This is a genomic window from Leeuwenhoekiella blandensis MED217 (assembly GCF_000152985.1).
Taxonomy (GTDB): Bacteria; Bacteroidota; Bacteroidia; order Flavobacteriales; family Flavobacteriaceae; genus Leeuwenhoekiella; species Leeuwenhoekiella blandensis.
This window is the reverse complement of the sequence record NZ_CH672395.1, coordinates 2,073,003-2,094,875: the sequence shown is the minus strand read 5'-3', so window position 1 is coordinate 2,094,875 and position 21,873 is coordinate 2,073,003. Positions and strand designations below refer to the sequence as shown.

Annotated in this window: 18 protein-coding genes; 5 read left to right on the top strand and 13 right to left on the bottom strand. The window is 40.9% G+C overall.

The genetic code is table 11. The features are described 5' to 3' along the window. Positions 1-41: 41 nt before the first annotated feature. From MED217_RS09025 to MED217_RS09005, 5 genes are all read right to left on the bottom strand, one after another. Entirely contained in the window at positions 42-2,915 is a 2,874-nt protein-coding gene (locus MED217_RS09025) for a CHAT domain-containing protein (RefSeq protein ID WP_009780201.1), read from the bottom strand. A 65-nt stretch (positions 2,916-2,980) separates the two neighbouring features. After that, positions 2,981-3,472: a peptide-methionine (S)-S-oxide reductase gene (locus MED217_RS09020; RefSeq protein ID WP_009780200.1), complete on the bottom strand. Its 492-nt coding sequence runs from the start codon at positions 3,470-3,472 to the stop codon at positions 2,981-2,983. Then, positions 3,465-3,719, bottom strand: coding sequence for a hypothetical protein (locus tag MED217_RS09015; protein WP_009780199.1), 255 nt, complete (start codon positions 3,717-3,719; stop codon positions 3,465-3,467). Before MED217_RS09015 ends, MED217_RS09020 begins: the two co-directional genes overlap by 8 nt. Before the next feature lie 4 nt (positions 3,720-3,723). Continuing rightward, on the bottom strand, positions 3,724-5,286 hold the full coding sequence (locus MED217_RS09010; protein ID WP_009780198.1) for a protein adenylyltransferase SelO: 1,563 nt from the start codon (positions 5,284-5,286) through the stop codon (positions 3,724-3,726). Positions 5,287-5,416: 130 nt separating this feature from the next. Continuing rightward, entirely contained in the window at positions 5,417-5,950 is a 534-nt protein-coding gene (locus MED217_RS09005; protein ID WP_009780197.1) for an Hcp family type VI secretion system effector, read from the bottom strand. A gap of 219 nt (positions 5,951-6,169) precedes the next feature. On the opposite strand from MED217_RS09005, the gene MED217_RS09000 reads away from it, so the two are divergent. Then, positions 6,170-6,433, top strand: a complete 264-nt coding sequence (locus tag MED217_RS09000; protein WP_009780196.1) for a hypothetical protein — start codon at positions 6,170-6,172, stop codon at positions 6,431-6,433. 615 nt (positions 6,434-7,048) lie between these two features. Here MED217_RS09000 and MED217_RS08995 read toward each other — a convergent pair. Beyond that, positions 7,049-7,615 (bottom strand): Crp/Fnr family transcriptional regulator, encoded by a 567-nt coding sequence (locus MED217_RS08995; protein WP_040532693.1) that lies wholly within the window; start codon positions 7,613-7,615, stop codon positions 7,049-7,051. A 321-nt stretch (positions 7,616-7,936) separates the two neighbouring features. On the opposite strand from MED217_RS08995, the gene treS reads away from it, so the two are divergent. From treS to MED217_RS08980, 3 genes are all read left to right on the top strand, one after another. Beyond that, the gene (gene treS, locus MED217_RS08990) at positions 7,937-11,251 is read left to right on the top strand and encodes a maltose alpha-D-glucosyltransferase (RefSeq protein WP_009780194.1); all 3,315 of its coding nucleotides are present in this window, start codon (positions 7,937-7,939) and stop codon (positions 11,249-11,251) included. Positions 11,252-11,346: 95 nt separating this feature from the next. Then, the gene (locus tag MED217_RS08985; RefSeq protein WP_009780193.1) at positions 11,347-13,209 is read left to right on the top strand and encodes a mechanosensitive ion channel domain-containing protein; all 1,863 of its coding nucleotides are present in this window, start codon (positions 11,347-11,349) and stop codon (positions 13,207-13,209) included. 47 nt (positions 13,210-13,256) lie between these two features. Continuing rightward, positions 13,257-13,631, top strand: coding sequence for a DUF3703 domain-containing protein (locus MED217_RS08980; RefSeq protein ID WP_009780192.1), 375 nt, complete (start codon positions 13,257-13,259; stop codon positions 13,629-13,631). Between the two features lie 80 nt (positions 13,632-13,711). Here the strand turns inward: MED217_RS08980 and MED217_RS08975 are convergent, their stop codons facing one another. From MED217_RS08975 to MED217_RS08960, 4 genes are all read right to left on the bottom strand, one after another. Next, a complete protein-coding gene (locus MED217_RS08975; protein ID WP_009780191.1) occupies positions 13,712-14,761 on the bottom strand; it encodes an NAD(P)-dependent alcohol dehydrogenase in 1,050 nt (349 codons plus the stop codon). A gap of 116 nt (positions 14,762-14,877) precedes the next feature. Next, positions 14,878-15,729, bottom strand: coding sequence for a DMT family transporter (locus MED217_RS08970; RefSeq protein ID WP_009780190.1), 852 nt, complete (start codon positions 15,727-15,729; stop codon positions 14,878-14,880). A 1-nt stretch (position 15,730) separates the two neighbouring features. Next, positions 15,731-16,774, bottom strand: a complete 1,044-nt coding sequence (locus MED217_RS08965; protein ID WP_009780189.1) for an MBL fold metallo-hydrolase — start codon at positions 16,772-16,774, stop codon at positions 15,731-15,733. Positions 16,775-16,791: 17 nt separating this feature from the next. Continuing rightward, positions 16,792-17,361 (bottom strand): PepSY-associated TM helix domain-containing protein, encoded by a 570-nt coding sequence (locus MED217_RS08960; protein ID WP_009780188.1) that lies wholly within the window; start codon positions 17,359-17,361, stop codon positions 16,792-16,794. Positions 17,362-17,502: 141 nt separating this feature from the next. On the opposite strand from MED217_RS08960, the gene MED217_RS08955 reads away from it, so the two are divergent. After that, positions 17,503-18,081 (top strand): pseudouridine synthase, encoded by a 579-nt coding sequence (locus MED217_RS08955; RefSeq protein WP_009780187.1) that lies wholly within the window; start codon positions 17,503-17,505, stop codon positions 18,079-18,081. 52 nt (positions 18,082-18,133) lie between these two features. Here the strand turns inward: MED217_RS08955 and MED217_RS08950 are convergent, their stop codons facing one another. The 3 genes from MED217_RS08950 to MED217_RS08940 form a co-directional block, all read right to left on the bottom strand. Then, complete coding sequence (locus MED217_RS08950) at positions 18,134-19,843, bottom strand: GMC oxidoreductase (RefSeq protein ID WP_009780186.1); 1,710 nt, start codon at positions 19,841-19,843, stop codon at positions 18,134-18,136. Beyond that, complete coding sequence (locus MED217_RS08945; protein WP_009780185.1) at positions 19,840-20,409, bottom strand: gluconate 2-dehydrogenase subunit 3 family protein; 570 nt, start codon at positions 20,407-20,409, stop codon at positions 19,840-19,842. Before MED217_RS08945 ends, MED217_RS08950 begins: the two co-directional genes overlap by 4 nt. Positions 20,410-20,515: 106 nt before the next feature. Beyond that, positions 20,516-21,865, bottom strand: coding sequence for a DEAD/DEAH box helicase (locus tag MED217_RS08940; protein WP_009780184.1), 1,350 nt, complete (start codon positions 21,863-21,865; stop codon positions 20,516-20,518). Positions 21,866-21,873: the final 8 nt, after the last annotated feature.

Genomic DNA, 21,873 nt, shown 5'->3' with positions numbered 1-21,873 from the left:
TCATTTTCAATCAATGCCTCTTGGGCCTTCCTTGAGGTAGTTTACTTACCGGTGTAGATAAAGGGTGCCCAATATTGCGGACTCGACAGATCTGCATATTTATTATAGACTCCGTTAATGAATTCGCGTTTAACTTCGGTGCTGGCGGTGAGGTAGTCTTTATTTTCTTGAAAGATCTTGTAATACAGACTTTTTGTGTAAATACTGGTACCATAATCATTTACAGACCAAAGTGTGGTTAAGGTTGAATTTGCTCCGGCCATTAACATAGCCTGATTGAGTCCTTGAACTCCATCTCCCGGAACTAACTTTCCTAAACCGGTTTGACAAGCACTAAGAAACATAAAATCGGTTTTGATATCTAGTTGAGCCATTTCTTTTACCGTGAGCATTCCATCCTCACCATCTTTTGGATAAGAATACACCGAAAATGCGATCCCACTCAAGTTAAAAACAAACGGATGTGTCACTGCGTGACTTGATAAATGAATGCTTCGGTAGTGGTGTAATGCTCCTTCCCTACTCATTTTTTTAAATTCGTTTTCGGTCATTTGAGTATCCAGACGCAAATCGGTTTTTGGCACCAATTCATTTATGGCAAGCACTTCGGCTTTTGCTCCTTCCAGATAATTCATCGCTTCGCTAGAAAAGGTTGCAAACGCATAATCTAAAGGTTCGTTTTTCTGTAAAGATGCTTCTACATCGAGTTCCAGACGTTTTATGTCTGCCGCTGATTTTAGTTGACGCCCGGAATTTGCACGCTTTTGATATTTGGCATCGCCAAAGGCTAGCACATTCTTCTCATAATTGGTTTTAGGCCGCTTGCGCAATGCGACAAGCGTACTCCCGGCAGGAATATAGCCAATTTCATAATCTTCAACGAGATAGCGCCCTTCAGCGTTTTTAAAACTTTCAAAAGGCAGAAAATGAAGTACTGCGTCTGCCGCAATATAAATACGCTTCTTGTCTTTAAACCAAGGTTCTATTCGGCTGAACAAATCGGTATAAAAGGAATTGGCAATGTAATCTCGATAGGCCGCATCAGTATATTCTTCACGTACTTCTCCGCCTTCGTTAGGATTTAAGAAATTGCGATAGAGTTCTGCCAGAAGAACAAACTCCCCCTTCTTGTATTGATTGAACCCTGCTTCATCCTGATTTCGGTATACGGTATATTCCGGTTGACGAAGTTCGCGTCGTGCCATAACCTCCTCGATAGCTCCAATTTCTGCATTACGCTCTACATAAACCCGCATTAATGCTCCATTGGTACTGATGTACCTATACTTAATGTCGTTCTTCGTAATCACCGCAGCCATATAAACGCCTTCATTGATATTACCGCGCATCACATCTACATAATAGATCAAGGCTTCGTCAGCCTCTAAAACGCTCTGTATTTCGCTAAGACTTAATGGAGGCATTTGATTTTGTGTAGCGAGGAGTCCGTTTGCTTTTAACTCCTCCATAACAGCAAAGATTTTTTCCTTCTGATTACTTTCAAAAAGGCAAGCGATCAAGTTTCCGCCTATTTTAGTAAAAAGATCAAGCTGTGCTGTACGTTGTGTTCCCTTTGCTGAGACCACCTTTGGCTTTTGAAGTTTAAAAGCTTTTTCATAAAAAGGAACTGCTTCAGCATATTCTTTCTTCATTCCCAACTGCAAACCATAATTATATAGCTCAATAATGTCTGTTGAATTTATATTGGTTTCAATTGCTGATGATTTATCCATATAAAATTTCAATGTCTGAAGATTGCTAGGCAGTGTTTTACCAAACTGAGGATGTTCTGTATAGCCGTTTTGTTTCATATAATTGACACCAGCTTCAGCATATTGAAGTCCTTTCTCTCTGTCTCCACCATAGGCTAATGCGCGAGATACATTGTAGTAGGCATTCATTTTTACATCAGGATTTGTCACCTTGTCTATAAAATTTTGGCCACTTTTTGCCAGCGTAAACGCCTCTTTATAACGCTCTAATTGGACTAAAGAAAACAGCTGATTGTTTAATGCAAGCATTAAGGTCGAATTGGAATAGGTAAATTGGGGCAACTCATTGCGCATGATGACCGCAAGTGTAATATTCTCCTCATAATTTCTGTTAACCTCATTGATCTTTGAAAGGATATCATAGAGTTTAAATTTCATCATCGGAGCAGTTTGTGGATTCAAAAATTGTTGTTTAAGCTCCGGAATTAAAACATGAGCTTGTTGCCAATTATTCCAAAATGTAAGAATGGCAAGGGTTTCTAAGGCTACATTGTAATAGCTTACGGGAAAGTTACCGGCATTCATTTCCTGTTTTACCGGTTCTAATACCTTCAAATAATGTTCTGGCCCTTTTTGTATAATATCTTTTGAAGAAGCGCTGTATATAGGATTAAACTTTTCCCAAAAAACCAACATATTCTGAGAAGCCTCAGTTTTATAAACATCGAACATAGTTTGAGCCTGCTGCGCTTGGGAAGCAGTGAACGATTTTTTATAATAGTCAAGTGCACCTTCCAAATAGGTCACAGATCTTTTGAAATCTTCCGGTGGATGTGGGAAATAACTGTATTCCCAAAACAACTGTTTTGCACGAAGTAGATCTTTTGCAAAAAATGCATACGCAATAGCCGACTGTGCCAGACGATCATAAATCGGTTCCATATCATAGGCCGTCTGAATGAGTTCTACTCCAATAAGCGATTCTTGAGGCAAAGCTGCTCTACTAATTCCCACATCAAAATAGAGGTCGGTATTCGTGTAATACCTATCGATCAACTTAAAACCAACATTAAAAGCTTCCTTATGATTGCCTGCTTTTTTTAAGGCTGTAAATTGGGTATAACTTTGATTCCTGGTGATGTCATAAGGTCCCTGTGCCCATAGCGAGGAGCTAAAGACGAGTACTAGTATAAGTATTCTCATAGATCGTAGTTTTTACGATCTCAAGGTAAGATTAGACATTGTGTACTATCAATACGGCAACTGCCCTATTTAAGATGCTTACCATATTGCTGCATCAGCAGTTGTAGTTTTGGAACAATATAGGTTTTACAAAAGGGCTTCTCCGGATCGCTTTTGTAATAATCGTGCAGACTTTCCCTCGAAGCTTGAAAATGTTTAAAAGCTAAAACCTGAGTAATTAGAGGTTGCTCAAAGTGTTCTTGCAACTGTGCTCGTATGCGTTGGGCATCCCGTTTTTGTGCTTCGGAATAAAAGTAGATTGCAGAACGATATTTGGATCGAAAACTATGATTTGAAGTGCTTTTATGCGTGTGCAAATGAATCTCGATCAGCATCTCTAACGGAATTATTTCAGGTTCAAAATGAACGATGACTGCTTCTGAAAACGCATCATAAGGTACTGCTGAAGCCACATAGCCTTGCTCTACTTTTTCAACTCCGTTCAAGGCTTGAAAGACTGCTTCGGTGCACCAATGGCAACCGCCGCCAAGGGCTATTTTATGAAAGCGTTTATTCATCATTTATAATGCTGACATTTTGGAGAAAATCAAGTACTTTTTCCTCTGGCATTTCACAGGGTTTTAGCAAGATTTCGGTATTGGTAACGTATACATTGAGACTCACAAAATCGGTACCCGCGAGTTCTTCCGCATAGATCTTTGTACTTTTTCCGTTGTTGAAATCGCTGCGCGTAATACCGTATTTTTTGCCGTGATAGATTCCATAGGAATATCCAGGAAGGATTTTATTTAAAAGTTGAATCATAAGATCACGAACTACAAGAAAGCATAGAGCAACCTACTTTATCCCGTGCCCATTCCGGGCGCTTGGCAAACCATTTTTCGTACTCCGGTTGGTTATCGTATGGTTTTTTTAATACTTGATATAATTCGTCGATCAAGCTAAAATCTCCCTTTTCAGCGGCATCGATCGCCAGCTGCGCCATATAGTTACGCAACACATATTTAGGGTTGGTCGCGTTCATTCTCTTGTTACGTGCCTCATCATTTTGTTGATCTTGCTGCAAACGCGCTGCATAAGCCTCAAACCATTGTTTCCATTGGGTTTTAACAGCTTCCGAAGTATTTTCTAGATCATATAAAGCATCTTCAATCAAGTTCCATCCATCAACGGAAGCATCCTTTTTAAATGCTGCCAATTTCCTAAAGAAAATCGTCATATCGGTTTCTGTTGCCAAGAGGCAGTCTTCCAAATCTGCAATGAGCTTTAAATCGGTTTCCTGTGGTGCTTCCAGCCCCAGTTTATCAGCCATCATTTGAAAAGATTTCTGAGCATAATCTTCTTTATACCGATCTAAAATTTCTTCAAAACCTTCGGCATCCTCTACGAGAGGGAAAAGCGCATTGGCTAATTGATACAAATTCCATAAGCCAATGTTTGGTTGGTTTCCGTAGCGATACCGCTTGTGCTGCCTATCGGTTGTATTGGGTGTCCAGCCCCAATCAAAACCTTCTAACCAACCATAAGGTCCGTAATCGATCGTTAGGCCGAGAATCGACATATTATCGGTATTCATCACACCGTGCACAAAGCCCACGCGCTGCCAGTGTATGATCATCTCGAGCGTGCGCGCTGAAACTTCAGCAAAGAACTTCAAATAGGTTTCTTTAGAAGGAGCGCCTAACTCTGGAAAGTAATTTTTAATTGTAAAATCAACGAGCTTTTGTAACCCTGCGACGTCATTGCGTGCGGTAAAAATCTGATAATTTCCAAACCGAAGAAACGACGGCGCCACACGACACACCACTGCTCCTTTTTCATATGCGGGATTCCCGTCATACATCACATCCCGTAAAACCGAATCTCCTGTCAAAGCCAGAGACAATGCACGTGTAGTCGGGATACCCAAATGATGCATCGCTTCACTCATCAAATATTCCCGAATGCTCGAGCGCAAAACGGCCAGACCATCAGCAGATCGGGAATACGGGGTCTCCCCTGCTCCTTTCAGTTGCACCGCCCAATGCTTGTCGTTATGATCGATCTCAAAGAGATTGATCGCACGCCCATCTCCCAACTGACCGGCCCAATGCCCAAACTGATGTCCGCCATACAGCATCGCATAAGGATGCGTCTCAGGCCAAACGGCATTTCCGGTAAACACGTTGAGAAATTCTTCAGTATGTGCTTCCTCTTTTGAAATTCCTAAGGCTTCAAGCATTTCATCAGAAATATGTATTAATTCTGGTTTTGCTGTTTCTTTAGGAGTAACAAAGGAATAATAACCCTGCATCACCTGCCTTCTCGAGTTTTCGAAATTAGGATCTGCCGGAAGTTGATCGGTAAAAAGGTTATTCAGGTTGAAATGCATACGTCTGGATTTTACGTGTAGGTATTCAGTCGGTTTTAAAGATGAAACTTATCAAAATGAATGCTAAATGCAAAAGCCCGGCAACAATAGATGCTGCCGAGCTTTCAACTCAATGTATTATGGCTAATACTTAATTTCCTCTCAAAACAGAATATTCAAATTCTGATTCCTCATCTAATCGACCCCGGTCGTCAAATTTCTTATACACACTGGAGATGTTTTCAAAGTTTAAAGTCCATACTTCCTTAGGTTTTTGAGCAGCTTCAGAAGCTTCCATTTTATACGAAGTGATGCGTACATTATTCAGGTTATAAATGAGATATTCATTGATACCGTCTGAAGCGCTTGACGCAAAGGTCAATTCAACGTTTCCAAGCTTCTTATTTTTAGCAATACAATCCAGCATCGCATTGGTTGCAAGGTCGGTTTCTTTGCTTATTGTAATTCCAGAGAAGGAAGTGCGTGCGCGCATTCTCCCTGAAAGTGCAGCATCTGGGATACTAACTTCCCAAGAAACACCGCTTACAATGATCTCATCTTCGTGATCTTGTTGTTGCGATTCCCCGTCAATATCAGGAAGTTTAAGATACATTGTTGTTTGCGCACTTAAAGTCGCAAAGGCTAAAATAAATACGAATATCAAGGTGACTATTACACGTTTCATAGTAGATGTTTTAATGCTGCCAAGGTAGAGAGAATAAAAGCTCGTGGAGTCAGGGTTTTTCCCCTAATCGCAGGGTTAAATTCATGAAATTTAGATGGAGGGATTCCCTTTCACTTAATCTTAATACTTAGTATTAAACTTATATTAAAGTAGTTAGGTTAATTGACAGTGGAACAGGCTTTGCGTACCTTAGAGGTATAAACTAAAAAAGAAAGAATTATGACAACTAGAAATCAAAATGCAGGAATCGCAGCAGCACTCTTAGGATTAGCAGGAGGACTTTTTGCATGGTGGAGATATAATAATGCAACCCCAGAAGAAAAAGAGCGCCTAAAAAACAAAGTCAATGAATTGGGTACTAAATTAAAAGATACCTATACTGAAGTAGAAGATACCGTATCTGACAATGTTGCAACCTTAAAAAATAAACTTGCTAAGGAACAAGCAAAAGTGGAAGAGGAAATAGAGCAAATAGCTAGCTAAAATCTCCATTTATAGTATTGAAAAGCGACCTTATGGGTCGCTTTTTTTATGGGTCTTGCTATAGGTTTTAATTCTTCCAGACATACCAGAGATAATTTACTTATTTATATGCGTTTAAAGAAAACCCTTATTTTGGATCTACTGCAGCATATTTTGCTAAGAATACCACTGAATTTTTTGCGTATGTACGCTATACTGTGGCTAAACATCTCTTTTTAAAAGCCAAAGCCGGCTATGCTATAACAAGAAGCTACAAGGTTTTTGAATAAAGTGATAAAGTAGCTTTAGGGCTAAGTTTATTCTTTTTGGGAGATGATCGCAATCAATTGAATATCCCACTTCAAAAAGGGGCTTTATTTAAACTGGAGCTTGTGTATCGCTTTCCACTTTAAATGGAAAAAGCAGCTCTATTTTAGAACTGCTTTCCACAATAAACAATTAGGTCTTAGGGGACACCTAATTATTTTTATCAATATTAAACTCAAAGGGGTGAAAGAGTTTCAACAAACACTCAATTATCTTAACTCATAATTGTGATACAAATATCAAGTGTTTGATACAGAATATGTTTGACATTTATCAAATAATCATTCTAAGTCCATTTTTAAGAAAAATTTACAGTTTTGCACGTATTCGACTTAGGGTTTCTTGCGTAATTCCTAAAAAGGATGCGATATGGGCGAGCGGTACTTTTTGAATGATCTTTGGTTTAGTTTCAAGCAAATGCCTGTAGCGATCTTTGGCACTTTCAAATAAAATGGTTTCCATTCGCTGTTGAGAATATACCAGTGAAGTAGAAAGCATATTTAAAGCCAATTGGCTTATTTGGCTATGTTCTTTACTCAATTCCATTAAAGCGTCTTTATGCAACCCGATGACCACCGAATCTTCTAGCGCTTGAATCGTTAATTTGCTTGGTGTATGGTGAAAATAACTCTCTATCGAAAAACAAAACTCCTTCTCTGCCGCAAACCATTCGGTGATCTCCTTTCCATTTTTGTAATAGAATTGTCGGGCAAAACCCTGATCTAAAAAATAGATATAATTGCAAACCGCGCCTTGTTCAAGGATAAAATCGTTCTTCGCAACTTTGGTTACCACGATATACTCCTCCAACTGTTTCTTAGCGTTGGCATCTAACGGACTGAATTCTTCAAGGGCTCTAAAGTAAGCGTCTAGCATAATGAAATTTAAATACGGCAGCAAGATACAATTCCTACTGCAAAATGTACGATAATCTTAAGCAACCGGTTTTTGAAAAAATTATATAAACTTTTGTTATTCAATACTTAAAGGGGATTTCATGCCATCACAAAAATCTAAACACCCAAAATCAAGGTTTGAATAGTTCAAATTTAAGCCGAAGTTCGTTTGTCTTTATGCTAATTTTTAGGCTTTAATTATTATTTAACGAGAGAATTAGATTGACTTCGTTAACTTTAACATTTTCGCCTATTTGCGAAACTCCATTAACCACATACAAACCAAAATAAACGACATTTCATGGCAATCACTCCCTTTATCGATGATGAGAAAAATTGGTATAAAGACGCGATCATTTATGAACTTCACATTAAAGCCTTTTTTGACAGCAATAGCGATGGTATAGGTGATTTTGAAGGTCTGTTGCAAAAATTAGATTACCTCGAAGATTTAGGAGTTACCGCAATTTGGTTATTGCCCTTTTACCCGTCTCCTCTACGCGATGATGGTTATGACATCGCAGATTACTACAGCATCAATCCGTCATACGGGGAGGTTGAAGATTTTAAGCGCTTTATTGAAGAGGCCCATAAACGCGGTCTAAAAGTCATTACCGAATTGGTCATCAACCATACTTCAGATCAACATGAATGGTTTCAACGTGCACGTAAAGCACCTGCGGATTCAAAATACAGAGATTATTATGTATGGACCGATAATGTGGAAAAATATAAAGATGCACGTATCATTTTTACCGATACCGAACCCTCCAACTGGACTTGGGACGCAGAGGCCGAAGCCTATTACTGGCACCGTTTCTTCTCACATCAGCCCGATCTGAATTTTGACAATCCCGATGTACAGCAAGAAGTATTCAATATTATGGATTATTGGTGTGATCTGGGAGTTGATGGCTTTAGACTGGATGCTGTCCCGTATCTTTTTGAGCGCGATGGCACTAATTGTGAAAACCTTCCGGAAACGCATGTGTTTCTCAAAAAGTTAAGAGCACATATTGATGCAAACCACGATAATAAACTTTTGTTAGCAGAGGCCAATATGTGGCCTGAAGATTCTGCAGCGTATTTTGGTGATGGCGATGAATGTCATATGAATTATCACTTCCCCATTATGCCGCGTATGTTTATGGCAGTAAAAATGGAAGACCGCTATCCTATTATGGATATCATTGACCAAACGCCAGACATTCCGGAATCTTGCCAGTGGGCGATTTTCCTAAGAAATCATGACGAACTCACTCTAGAAATGGTGACCGATGAGGAACGGGATTATATGTATAAGGTTTATTCTAAAGATCCTAAGGCAAAGATCAATGTGGGGATCAGACGTCGTCTGGCTCCCCTACTCGACAACAACCGTAACAAGATCGAGCTGATGAATGTCTTGCTGTTCTCGCTACCGGGAACTCCGGTATTGTATTATGGTGATGAGATCGGGATGGGTGATAATTTTTATCTGGGAGACCGAGATGGCGTGCGTACGCCGATGCAGTGGACAGCAGACCGAAACGCCGGTTTCTCGATGGCCAATCCGCAAAAGCTATATTTACCTACGATCATTGATCCGCAGTACCGATCAGAATCGGTAAATGTTGAAGCACAGCAAATGAACCCGTCCTCTTTATTGTGGTGGATGAAACGGGTGATGCATATGCGTAAAAGCTTTAAAGCTTTTGGTCGCGGCGACATTCAGTTTTTATCGCCTTCTAATGCAAAAATTCTGGCTTTTACACGTAGCTATGAAGACGAGACCATTTTGGTACTTGCCAATTTATCGCGTTTCTCTCAAGCTGTAGAACTGGAATTGGATGACTATATCGACTATATTCCTGTCGAAGTTTTCAGTCACAATAAATTTCCTAGAATAACTAACAGACCGTACCTGTTTACACTTGCTCCACACGGTTATTACTGGTTCTCCCTGACGCAACGCGAGAGTGAATCGCAAGACGGACCACTTCCTCAAGTGAAAACTATTGACTGGGAACGGCTTTTTGATGCCAAAAACATCAAGTTGCTGGAACGCAAAATTTTGCCGGCCTATTTTAAAAGTAAATACTGGTTTGGTGACACCAGCCGCATCATTCAGTCGATGGAAATCACCAATATGTTGGATCTTTCCAAAGACGATCTTTTAGTCAAAAACCTGATCGTTGAAGTACATTTTAACGAGGGACTTCCTGAAATGTATCAGCTGCCGGTGAGTTATATCGCAAATTCATACGAAAGCCTTACGGAAGCGGTACCTCAAAAAGGTATTTTAGCCGAAGTACATTTTAAAGAAAGCTCAGGTATTCTGGTAGACTCGGTGTATGTCGAACCCTTCCGTGCGCAATTATTTTACAGTTTACAAGCCGGGGCTACGCTAAAATTTGGTAAAGAAAAACTGGCGTTTGAACGTGGAAACATCACGCCCGATTCGGATATTGAAGAAGTGAGTTCGCGTATTATAGAATCCAAACAAAGCAATACCTCCATCATTTATGACCATCGTTATTTCTTAAAGCTGTATCGTCGCTTGGATAGCACAGTAAACCCTGATGCTGAGCTTTCACAATACCTGACAGAGACAGTCAAATTTGCCAACACACCGGATTATATGGGGAAATTGGTGTACTATACACAGAAACGCAACGAGGCCGTTCTAGGTATGATGCAGGACCTTGTGACCAATGTTGGCACAGGTTGGGTAAATGCTAAAGATGCGGCCCATCGCTATATGGAACGTATTGAAACGCAAGCTCAGGAATTAGAGCCTGATTATGACAAAGGCTTACGCACTAGACCCTTATTATTTGAAGACCTAAAAGAGCCCGAAAGTGATTTGGTAGAAAGCTTATTCCCAGAGCGCATAAGTCTGTTAGGGCGACGTAGCGCACAAATGCATCAAGCGCTGGCAAGCCATGAAGAATTGAAAGGCTTTGAGCACGAAGCATTCTCTCTACATTACCAGCGTTCTTTATATTCTTCCTTGCAAAGCGTTACTCGAGAAGCTTTTGAGAATTTGAGACGTTCTATACCCAGCTTGCCTGTAACCATTCAGGCTGAAGCTGAAGCCGTACTCAAGCGTAAAAATGAAGTTTTAGACTGCTTTAAGCGGGTGTTTAAACACAAGATCAATACGGTAAAAATACGTACACATGGTGATTTCCAACTGGGGCAATTGCTCTGGACGGGTAAAGACTTTGTGATCATTAATTTTGAAGGAGAACCTTCACGTCCCTTTAGTGAACGCCGCATTTTACGCTCGGGATTGCGTGATGTAGCGGCGATGATCCGTTCCTTTCATTATGCAGCGTATAGTCCTTTAATGCAACAGAATTATGCCGAGGATTACCGCGAAACCCATTTAGAAGCTTGGGCCGAAGCCTGGTATTATTATGTTTCGCGTTTTTATCTCGACGGCTATATTTCGACCTTAAAAGGTTCTGATCTTATCCCGGATACGGAACGAGATTACCAAGTGCTTTTAGAAACTTTCTTACTGGAGAAAGCCGTAGGCGAACTGAATACTGAATTAAATCATAGACCTCTGTTTGCCTTAGTGGCATTGAGAGGAATTCAGGCAGTACTTGACGGAGCTCATAAAGACTAATTCATTTTCACAATGCTTAGATAAAATTTTGCTTAAACCAGAATTGTATTCTTGTAAATTGACTACATTTCCTGCCTTATTTAAGCGTCATTGACATGATTTTAGTGCAACGTCTATTTTTTGTTTTTACCCTAATGCTTTCGGTAGTTGTTTACGCGCAAACCGACAGCACAACTATAATTACTGACTCCGTAGCTTCAACTACCGGAACGGATTTGGCTCGGAAATTAGCCGAATTAGAAAAACAGCGCTTTGCAGATTCTATACGACGTGCAGATCTTGAAGCTCGTTTAAACGCAGTGAGTACCACAAATAACAGGGAACGTAGCGAACTGGAAGCACAACTCAAGCAGTTTGAAGAAAACGAGAATGCACTTTTAGCACAGAAAAAAGAACAAATCGCCAACCTTAAGCGTACTACAAGAGGGTTTCCTGTAACCGGTTTTGAAGAAGATACGCTGTTTTTGATCTACAATCGCTTAGGGAGTTTTTCTCCTCAAGAACGTGCCAATGCGATTACTGCTAGAATTCAACGGCTTCCTGATAATATTGAGTTCTATGCCGATTCTTTAAAAGTTGCGGTAAGCGAGGCTACTGTAGATGTTGTTTATGGCAACCAGAATATCGTGAGCGTTACCGATATTGATGCCTTGTGGTTTGAAACCACGCCCCTTGAACTCGCCACAGGTTATAAAACACTTATAAGCGATGCAGTGGTTGCCTACAAAGAAGAACACAGTTTGACCAATCTTTTAAAAAGTATTGGTCTGGCGGTTTTGGTATTGATCGTCATCGGACTTATTGTGAAATATGTTCTCCGCTTATTCCGATGGACAGCCTTAAAAATTCAGCGACAAAAGAACAAGCGGTTAAAAACTTTAACCATTAAAAATTACACGGTACTGGATACCGAGCGTCAAGTACACGTTTTATTACTGCTTAACAGAATTGTAAAATGGACTACCGTGCTTGTGGCCATTTATGTGGCATTACCAGTCATTTTCGGCTTTTTCCCGCAGACAGAATCTTTTGCTCACGAACTTTTTGGATACATCATCAATCCGATCAAAGGAATCTTTTTAGCTGTTTGGAACTATTTACCCAACATTTTTGCCATTGTGGTCATCATTGTTGTATTTAGGTTATTACTGAAATTCCTTCACTTCCTTAAAGTGGAAATCGCTGAAGGCCGACTCAGTTTTAATGGTTTTTATCCAGATTGGGCTAATCCTACTTATCAACTGGTGCGTGTATTGGTAATTGCTTTTGCCTTTGTGGTGATCTTCCCTTACTTACCGGGAAGTAATTCGCCGGTATTTCAAGGAATTTCGGTGTTTTTAGGATTCTTGTTCACCTTTGGTTCTGCTGGTTCGTTGTCAAACGTCATTGCTGGTTTGGTACTTACCTACATGCGTTTATTCAAAATTGGCGACCGTGTAAAAATTGGTGATATCGTAGGCGATGTGATCGAAAAATCTTCTTTGGTTACCCGTGTACGCACACCCAAGAACGAGATCATTTCCATACCCAATTCTACAGTAATGAGCAGTCATACGATAAACTACAGCAGTGACGCTCCCGAAAAAGGATTGATCATTCATACGACCGTAACCATTGGTTATGATGTTCCGTGGAAAGATATGCACCAAACCTTAATTGATGCAGCCTTGCGCACCGAGTTAGTTTTAAAAGATCCTCAACCCTTTGTGCTACAAACCAGTCTCGAGGATTTTTATGTGGCTTATCAGATCAACGCCTATATTCGGGAAGCCAATAAGCAAGCGACGATCTATTCAAACTTACATCAGAATATTCAGGATGTTTGTAATGAGAACGGAATCGAGATTCTTTCTCCACATTACCGCGCTGCCCGTGATGGAAACCAGAGCACGATTCCTGCAGATTATTTACCTAAAGATTATGAGGCTCCCGGTTTTAATGTGAAATCTAAAAAGTAACAGATTTTAGGTTATCTTTAGAAGACTGAAACCGAAAATTACACCATATGAAGTTTTATACGCGTTTACCTCAATCTTTAAAGCCTTATTACGATCAGGAACTGCAACACTATACTGAAGCTTATAGCAAAGGGCATTTACAAATCGCGTGGCAACATCTGGAACGCGCTCATATTATTGGTCAGCGGTATCCTTTTGCGCATAGTTATGTGCATTGGAAAATGCTTCAATTTGGTTTAAAAATAAAAAGTGCAAAGGAAGTTTTTGGGCAGATTCCAAGATTGGTTTTTGGAGGAGTTAAGTCTTTTGTAGGTAAAGTTCCGGTGGGCAATCCAGGTGGTGCTAATGTTCCGCCTCTAAAGCCTTTTCCTATTGCTGAAGATCTTCAGCAACTCTTTAAAAACGCCGGTATCGCTTCCTAAAATCAGTAGTTTATAAAATAGAAAAATCCGTTAGAATTCTCTAACGGATTTTTTTTATAATAGTAATTTCAAGAGCTTACTTAGTTTCGTAAGGATTCCATATCAATTACAAAACGGTATTTTACATCTCCGTTTACGACGCGATCATAGGCATCATTAATGGTGTTGATATCGATCATCTCGATATCGCTTACAATATTGTGCTCTCCACAAAAATCAAGCATTTCCTGAGTCTCTTTTATACCACCAATTAACGAACCGGCAACATTTTTTCGCCCCATAATAAGACTGCCCCCATGAACAGGTTCCAGTGGCTCTACTGCGCCTACCATACACATTGTAGCGTCTATTTTCAACAAACTTAAATACGGATTAATATCGTGACCTACCGGAACAGTATTCAGCAAGAAGTCGAACGAATTGGCGTGCTTTTTCATCGCCTCTTCATCTTTAGAGATCAAAACTTCGTCTGCTCCCAGACGCTTAGCATCCTCGGCTTTGCCTGGGCTTGTGGTGATCATTACCACGTGTGCTCCCATCGCGTGAGCAAATTTTATTCCCATATGGCCAAGACCACCTAAACCAATGACACCCACTTTATCTCCTTTACCTACCTTCCAGTGGTTTAAAGGAGAGAATGTTGTAATTCCCGCACATAAAAGTGGCGCCACGGCATTCTCATCCAAATTTTCAGGAACGCTTAACACATAATATTTATCTACAATGATCTCTTCAGAATATCCTCCGTAGGTATGTCCGCCTAAATGTTTGTCTTTTCCATTGTAGGTGCCTACCATTCCCTGCTCACAAAATTGCTCCAGGTCATGTTTACATGGTTCGCATTCTCTACATGAATCTACCATACAACCTACGCCAACGGTATCTCCAACTTTAAAATCAGAAACTTCGCTGCCCACTTCAAGTACTTTCCCAATGATCTCATGTCCCGGAACTACTGGGTATTTAGAACCGCCCCAGTCGTTGCGTACGGTGTGAATATCACTGTGACACACGCCGCAATAGGTAATTTTAATTTTTACATCACGTGGAGTTACCTCACGACGCTCGATGTTGATTTGTTTCAGGTCTGCTTTAGGGTCAGCAGCACCATATGCTTTAACTTCGCTCATAGTTTTTGTTTTAACACAAAATAAGCGATGAACGCCCTTTTGTCAAGGGATTGAAACAGGATTGGCTAAAGTTTAACGCAATCTTGGCAAGACCGAGCACAGTGAACTTTTAGAAGCTAAGATGTTTTTCTATTCAATCGGGAAATAAAGAAGCTGCTTATCAAAATCAAGGCGCCGCCGATGTAGGTATTCCAGCTCAATTGTTCCTTCAGTATAAAAAAGCTTAGGATTACAGCACTTAATACCTCTAAATACATCAAGGAAGCTGCTGTGGTGGCATTTAAATGTTTTAAGCCGAAGAAAAACAAACCAAATTGCACGATTCCGATAAGTAAGCCATAAAAAATTCCAATTCCCATATGCGTGAGCTCAACGTCTTTCAAACCGAATAAAAAAGGAATGAATAAAACGGCTCCTGCCAGGTTTTGGTAAAAAAGCAATTGATTGCGGTTACAGTCTTGCGTTTGCCGCTTGAAAATGGAAACAAAGAACGCATATCCAACGGCAGCCAGAATTGCGGCCAGCATTCCTATAAAATCCCGAGACTCAAAACTGAATTCTTTATCGGCGTAGGTAAATGCAATTCCTGCAAAGGCTAAAAGCATATAAAGAATTTGCTTTTTGCTAATGGGCGCTTTATAAACGGTAGTTTCAATAATAGTGATGAAGAGTGGATATACATAAAATAATACTATTGCATTGCCTACAGAAGTATATACAAAAGCCATCAAGAAAAAATAGGTACGTACCGCGTTGATCACCGAGGCAAACAGTAGCATTTTAGTATTTCCCTTTACGCGTAGTTGGTTTGTGCGCAACAATACCGGAAGTAAAAACAAAACAGGAACTCCCGCTCTAAACCAACCGATGGCTCCAGTGGTCAAACTGGGCATCGCCTTGATCAAAATCCCATTACTTCCTGCTATAAGCGCTGCAAGGACTACCGCATAGATCGCTTTTTTCTCCATATTAAGACTCAACTTTCCACCAGGATTGCTTCTGAGGCTCTTGATTTAAATGCATCAACTGCCCCAATCGCGGAAGCGTAACTTCAAGGTTTTGTTTTTTGGCTTCGGCAGTAAAAAGATCAGCAGGCTCTGTCCAGTCGTGAAAAGCGAGCTTAAAACCGCCCCAATGATACGGTGTGGCTCTTTTTACTCCGGAGTCAAGTGCAGCTTTAACCGCCTCATCGGGCAACATATGAATCGCCTGCCAGCGTACGTTATACTGCCCGCATTCTACAAAACCGAGATCAAACGGGCCAAGACGCTCCCCTATTTCTTTAAAGTGCGCCCCATAACCACCATCACCGGTATGAAAAATAGAAGTTTCAGAAGATTTTATAACCCATCCACCCCAAAGTGATTTAGCTCTGTCGCGTAATCCTCTACCGGAAAAATGCCTGCTCGGTGTAAATGTGATTTCGAGTCCGTCAAAAGTATGTGTATCCCACCAATCAAACTCGGTGATGCTTTGTTTTGCAGCGCCCCAAGCTTCGAGATGCCGACCACAACCCAAAGCCACATAATAGTTTTTGACTTTTGGAAGTAGTTTTTTGATACTCGCGTAATCCAGATGATCATAATGATCGTGGGTTAACAACATCAAATCAATCTGCGGAAAGTCATCGATCAAATTCAACGTGTTTTCTGAGAAACGTTTGGATTTTGTGGGCGCAATAGGTGCTGCATCGGGACCCAGCATAGGGTCGATCAAAATCGTTTTGCCCGCGATACGTAGTAAATAAACGCCGTGCCCGTACCAGATGTATTTAACAGCATCATCAGGTTCCAAGAAAGCCGATTTATCAAAACTCTCGATGGGTAAATTTTGATCAGGAATAGAATTTCCTTTACCAAAAAACATTTTCCAAAGCATCCCCGGCATTTCAGCAAGGCCAACGTCCATCGTGGTTTCTTCCAGATTCTGGAAACATCCATCCTTCCAATTGGGAGATTGCTCGTAGCGTTTTTTTAATTCGGGCGTGATTTTACCACCAAATTGTTTCAGCATTTTTAGGGTTTATGAAATTAATTGCGGCCTTTACGCATCTGTTTTGGGCCGTACCACAGCCAGAATCCGGTGATGGTGAACAGCAACAAGGCGATGCTCATCACTACCGTATAAACCAATTTGATATAGCCGCCGGTTCCCAAATAATTATCGAGAATCGAACCGTCATGAATGTTCTCGATCACATCAGAACGCCGTTTACCAATGTGTAAAACTTCGCCAGTTGCCCCATCTAATTGAATGCCGTAATAATGCGCATCAAAGATAAATTTGACGATTCCTTTTTCATTCCTTACATCAATACGGTCTAATTTGGTCTCTAAATCGGGGGAAACCGAATCGTGCAATACGTTGATGGCTTTTTCTTTGAGCTCTTCAAGCGGAAGCCACTGCGTCAAGTCGGTCGTAGTGCCTTTCTGTGTTTTGGGTAATAATAAATCTCCGCTGTTTTTCTTGACTCCGAGTAAAAGTCCCGAAACCGAGATCACAAAAAAGAACACAAATAATACTGCCCCCATCGCTCTGTGAACGCTTCTGAATTGTCTAAGAATTTTGGCTTGTTGCTTGCGCTTTTGGTTTCCTGTCATAAAAGCAAATAAAGAATCTGTATTGCGTTGAAGTATCCAAAAATAAGCTATTGCGGGCTAAACTGCTTGTATTGAATGCTAAAGCTTTGGGCCTAAATTTGCTCGTGTTTGCTTAGGTTTGCAAAGCGAAAAAACTGCAGCTTGGCAACACATCAACACTATTTACTCTTTAAACCTTACGGCTATTTAAGTCAATTGAGCAGCAATGATTTACATCAAAAACGAAAGAAAAAATTTCTTGCAGAATTGTATTCCTGGCCTGACGGAATTATGCCTATTGGTCGCTTAGATGAAAAGTCTGAAGGCTTGTTGCTGATGACCACCGATGGCAAATTGAGCGATCACATCAACCGAAGTGGGATCGAAAAAGAATATTATGCCCTGGTTGACGGGATACCTACCGAAGCCCAATTGGAACAATTAAGTCAGGGGATTGAAATCGGGATCAATGGTAAAAAATACCGAACTAAACCTTGTGGTGTCAAAATTTTAGAAACATCACCCGCACTACCCGACCGTGGAAAAAAAATACGCGATGCGCGCCACGGACCAACCACCTGGTTAAGCATCACCATCATCGAAGGCAAGTTTAGACAAGTACGCAAGATGACTTCAGCGATCGATTGTCCCACCTTGCGATTAGTGCGCATCCGTATTGGGAGTTTAAAATTAAAAGCTATACAACCCGGAGAGGTTTTAGTTTGGGATGGGGAGGTTTAAAATTTCAACAATGCATTTTTAATATCCATTTCTTCAATTAAAAATAAAATACTTACAACACTCCAGCTTTCATCTGTTTATCAGCATAATCCACTGCTCGTGCGGTAAGCGCCATATAGGTGATGCTTGGGTTTTGGGTACCGCTGCTGGTCATACAGGAACCATCGGTTACAAAAACGTTAGGAACGGCGTGAATTTGGTTCCATTTGTTAAGCACACTGGTTTCAGGATCATTGCCCATTCTTGCAGTTCCCATCTCGTGAATACAGGCTCCGGGAGCGGTGAGGTCATTATACGTCCATATGTTTTTACAACCGGCAGCTTCAAGCATTTCGACAGCACATTGCACGCCATCCTCCCGTAATTTCATTTCGTTATCACGCAATTTGGCATCAAAGGTAATGATGGGCATTCCGTGTTGATCGTGTTTTTCAAAATTGAGGAACATCCGATTCTCATGATACGGCAACATTTCACCAAAGCACGCCACAGAAACGGTGTATGGCCCCGGTTTAAAAATGTCTTCTTTAAGGTCTGCTCCTATTTTTTCGTCAGGAATGCTTCGGCCTCGGGAGATATTTCCTTGATAGCCAAAACCGCGCAAATAATCTTCACGCTTGGTTCCTTCATCAATATTTCTAAATCTTGGGATATAAAAACCGTTAGCCTTTCGGCCTTGATAATAGGTGTCTTCAAAACCGGGAAATTCTGCTCCTGCGCCCATTCCGTAGTGATGATCCATCAGGTTGTGGCCTAGTTCGCCGCTGTCGTTCCCCAAACCATTAGGAAAACGTCGTGATCTGCTATTTAATAGCAAAGCCGTGGTTCCTACGGTGCTGGCATTACAAAAGATAATTTTCGCTTTAAAAATATGCTCCTCGCCGCTATTGGCGTCAATTACTCGAATGCCGGTAGCGCGCTGTGTAGCGTCGTCATAAAGTACTTCTGCGGCAATACTAAACGGTCTTACGGTAAGGTTGCCCGTTTCTCGAGCCACCGGTAAGGTCGCAGACTGACTACTAAAATACGCCCCAAACGGACACCCACGCCAGCAACGGTTACGAGTTTGACATTGCCCACGGGTACCCAGATGCACTTCAGGATCGTATTCAGATAAATTGGCGATGCGCCCTGGAGTGACCACACGCTCAGGATATTGGGCATTCACTTTTTCTCTAAAATCCTGCTCGGCACAATTGAGTTCAAAAGGTTTTAAAAACTTTCCGTCAGGCACTTGCTTTAACCCTTCAGCCTGACCGCTCACGCCTACAAAAGTCTCTACTTGATCGTACCAAGGTTCAATATCTGCATAGCGTATGGGCCAGTCAATAGCCACGCCTTCCTTTTTATTGGCTTCAAAATCGATATCGCTCCAACGATAACAATGTCTTCCCCACATGATAGATCGACCACCTAAATGATGCCCACGTATCCAATCAAAGCGTTCGATCTCATCATAGGGATATTCATCATCTTTATTGACAAAAGCTTTGTTATCCTGATTCACCCACCAATTGAGCCGATCTTGTTTAAAGTAATGCTTTTTGATTTCTTCCTTAGGCACCCTACCGTTGTAGGGTAAATCCCAAGTATCGTCGTTTGCCGTATCATAATCTTCGATGTGTTTTACATCGCGACCGCGTTCTAAAATAAGGGTTTTGTATCCTTTTTTACACAGCTCCATCGCGGCATAGCCGCCGCTTATTCCAGAGCCTACGACAATGGCATCAAAGGTATCTGGTAATTTATCTTGAGTGCTCATATCGCCCAGGCTTTTCCGTTAAGTTCGTCTAGTGGTATGCAGGGTAAAAACGGCCCCGGAACCGGTAAATAATTCAAATGATTTTTAGCTACTTTTTCTGTATTTAAATAATAAGCAATAGACTGGTTTTTAATATCTAGAAGGGAGTTACGTGCAGTTTTAGTTGAATCTTCTCTAGAATCGATCAGCTCGTGTAGTACCGTAGTTTTTTCTTCCGGTTTTAGGTTAATGAAAGACTGTCCTTTAACCGTATTGAGATACTCTTTTAAAGCCAAAAAATTTGCTTTGAAAGCTGCTTTTTGTTCTGGCCAATATAGACCGGAAATCATATGATCTAAAGTTTGCGGTACTCCCACAGCAACTGCCGAAGGACTATCGGTTTCCGGAATCAACGTATCGATCACTGCATTGAGCAACGGAAGCTCTTCAGCATCAAAAAATTCAGGTTCAAAACTAGGGTAGTCCGGTTCGCTTTTACAGCTTGATAAGAGTCCGCTCACCAAAGGCGTGACAAAAACTGCTCCTGTTCCCAGAGTGAGCAGTTTAATCGTATTTCTGCGTTTCATACGTGAGAATTAAACTAAAAATGCATTTAAAGTTTAAAAAGTACGAAATTTTATAAGAAACTATTTATCAAATACGCAATTAAGTGTAAGTAACACACACAAAATCTTATTTGCGTTTGTTGCGGCGGTTGTAGTTTTTATCGCCTCGGGTTTTCGGTTTTTTATACTTTTTGGCCAATTCACGTCTGTATTTTCCTCCCAAATTAACCTTTTTATTTTTCTCTTTTTTCTCGTGAAAACTGGCACCACGCGTTTCATCGCGTTTGGTAGGATTATTTATTTCAACATAATTGGGTTCCTCTTCAGGAATCAATCGTTTAGAGACTTCAAGTCCTTCAGGTAGATCAGCCTGTGGAAGTTGCATATCCATCAGCTTTTCTATGGCTTCTTTACGTTCCTGCTCATCGGGAGTTCCCAGCAAATAACTTTTACCTGTAGTTCCTGCCCTACCCGTACGGCCTATACGGTGCATATAGTTTTCAGCAAAACGCGGCACATCTACATTAAAAACGTGGGTCACTTCGTCAAGATCGAGTCCGCGGGCCATCACATCGGTAGTGACCAGAATACGATAGGTACCGGCATCAAATTGCTCGATCGCGTTAATGCGGTAATTCTGGGTTTTATTGGCGTGGATCACGCCTACTTCGTTACCAAAAACTTCTTCCAACTCTTTAAATAGGCGATCGGCTAGCTTTTTATTAGAAACGAAAATGAGTGTCTTTTTAAACTCTTTTTTATCCTTGAGAAGGATATTCAACAAGTTTGCTTTGGTATAAAAATTAGGAACTTCATAATAGTGCTGCTCAATCGCATCTAAAGGAGTTCCGCTAAGCGCCACCTGTATACGCTCTGGCGTTGTGAAGAAGGTGTCCATGAGTTCGTCAACTTCATCGGTCATAGTCGCCGAGAACATAATGTTTTGTCTTCGCTGCGGAAGCAAGTCAAAAATATTAACCAGCTGAAAACGAAAACCAAGATCAAGCATAACATCAACTTCATCGATGATGAGTTGCTTAACCGACTTCAACTGAAGCGCTCTGCTCACAGCCAGATCGTATAATCTTCCTGGAGTACCTACAAGGATATCACAACCTTGTATCACGGCTTCTTTCTGCGTATTGATGTTGGTTCCTCCATAAACACCAACCACACGAATGGAACTGTATTTCCCGTAAGCTTCGATCTGTTCTACTACTTGCAGCACGAGTTCGCGCGTGGGAACCAGAATAAGCACGCGTGGATTGATCTGTTTTGAAAACTTTAAATTCTCCAGAACCGGAAGCATATATGCAAAGGTCTTTCCGGTACCGGTCTGTGCAATTCCTACCACATCACGACCCGATTTTACCACGCCAAATGCTTGCTCCTGAATAGGTGTAGGAGTTGTAAAACCTAAATCTTCAATTGCGTAGCGCAGTTGTTTATTTATTTTAAAATCTTCAAAAGATGCCATAAGTCTAA

What these genes read in the sequence shown, in the direction of transcription:
- MED217_RS09015 (WP_009780199.1), bottom strand. Translation starts at nt 3,719, where the DNA reads ATGATTCAACTTTTAAATAAAATCCTTCCTGGATATTCCTATGGAATC.
- MED217_RS08985 (WP_009780193.1), top strand. Translation starts at nt 11,347, where the DNA reads ATGATTTTAGTGCAACGTCTATTTTTTGTTTTTACCCTAATGCTTTCG.
- MED217_RS08975 (WP_009780191.1), bottom strand. Translation starts at nt 14,761, where the DNA reads ATGAGCGAAGTTAAAGCATATGGTGCTGCTGACCCTAAAGCAGACCTG.
- MED217_RS08965 (WP_009780189.1), bottom strand. Translation starts at nt 16,774, where the DNA reads ATGCTGAAACAATTTGGTGGTAAAATCACGCCCGAATTAAAAAAACGC.
- MED217_RS08980 (WP_009780192.1), top strand. Translation starts at nt 13,257, where the DNA reads ATGAAGTTTTATACGCGTTTACCTCAATCTTTAAAGCCTTATTACGAT.
- MED217_RS08960 (WP_009780188.1), bottom strand. Translation starts at nt 17,361, where the DNA reads ATGACAGGAAACCAAAAGCGCAAGCAACAAGCCAAAATTCTTAGACAA.
- MED217_RS08945 (WP_009780185.1), bottom strand. Translation starts at nt 20,409, where the DNA reads ATGAAACGCAGAAATACGATTAAACTGCTCACTCTGGGAACAGGAGCA.
- MED217_RS08995 (WP_040532693.1), bottom strand. Translation starts at nt 7,615, where the DNA reads ATGCTAGACGCTTACTTTAGAGCCCTTGAAGAATTCAGTCCGTTAGAT.
- MED217_RS09010 (WP_009780198.1), bottom strand. Translation starts at nt 5,286, where the DNA reads ATGCATTTCAACCTGAATAACCTTTTTACCGATCAACTTCCGGCAGAT.
- treS (WP_009780194.1), top strand. Translation starts at nt 7,937, where the DNA reads ATGGCAATCACTCCCTTTATCGATGATGAGAAAAATTGGTATAAAGAC.
- MED217_RS08950 (WP_009780186.1), bottom strand. Translation starts at nt 19,843, where the DNA reads ATGAGCACTCAAGATAAATTACCAGATACCTTTGATGCCATTGTCGTA.
- MED217_RS08940 (WP_009780184.1), bottom strand. Translation starts at nt 21,865, where the DNA reads ATGGCATCTTTTGAAGATTTTAAAATAAATAAACAACTGCGCTACGCA.
- MED217_RS09025 (WP_009780201.1), bottom strand. Translation starts at nt 2,915, where the DNA reads ATGAGAATACTTATACTAGTACTCGTCTTTAGCTCCTCGCTATGGGCA.
- MED217_RS09005 (WP_009780197.1), bottom strand. Translation starts at nt 5,950, where the DNA reads ATGAAACGTGTAATAGTCACCTTGATATTCGTATTTATTTTAGCCTTT.
- MED217_RS09000 (WP_009780196.1), top strand. Translation starts at nt 6,170, where the DNA reads ATGACAACTAGAAATCAAAATGCAGGAATCGCAGCAGCACTCTTAGGA.
- MED217_RS08970 (WP_009780190.1), bottom strand. Translation starts at nt 15,729, where the DNA reads ATGGAGAAAAAAGCGATCTATGCGGTAGTCCTTGCAGCGCTTATAGCA.
- MED217_RS09020 (WP_009780200.1), bottom strand. Translation starts at nt 3,472, where the DNA reads ATGAATAAACGCTTTCATAAAATAGCCCTTGGCGGCGGTTGCCATTGG.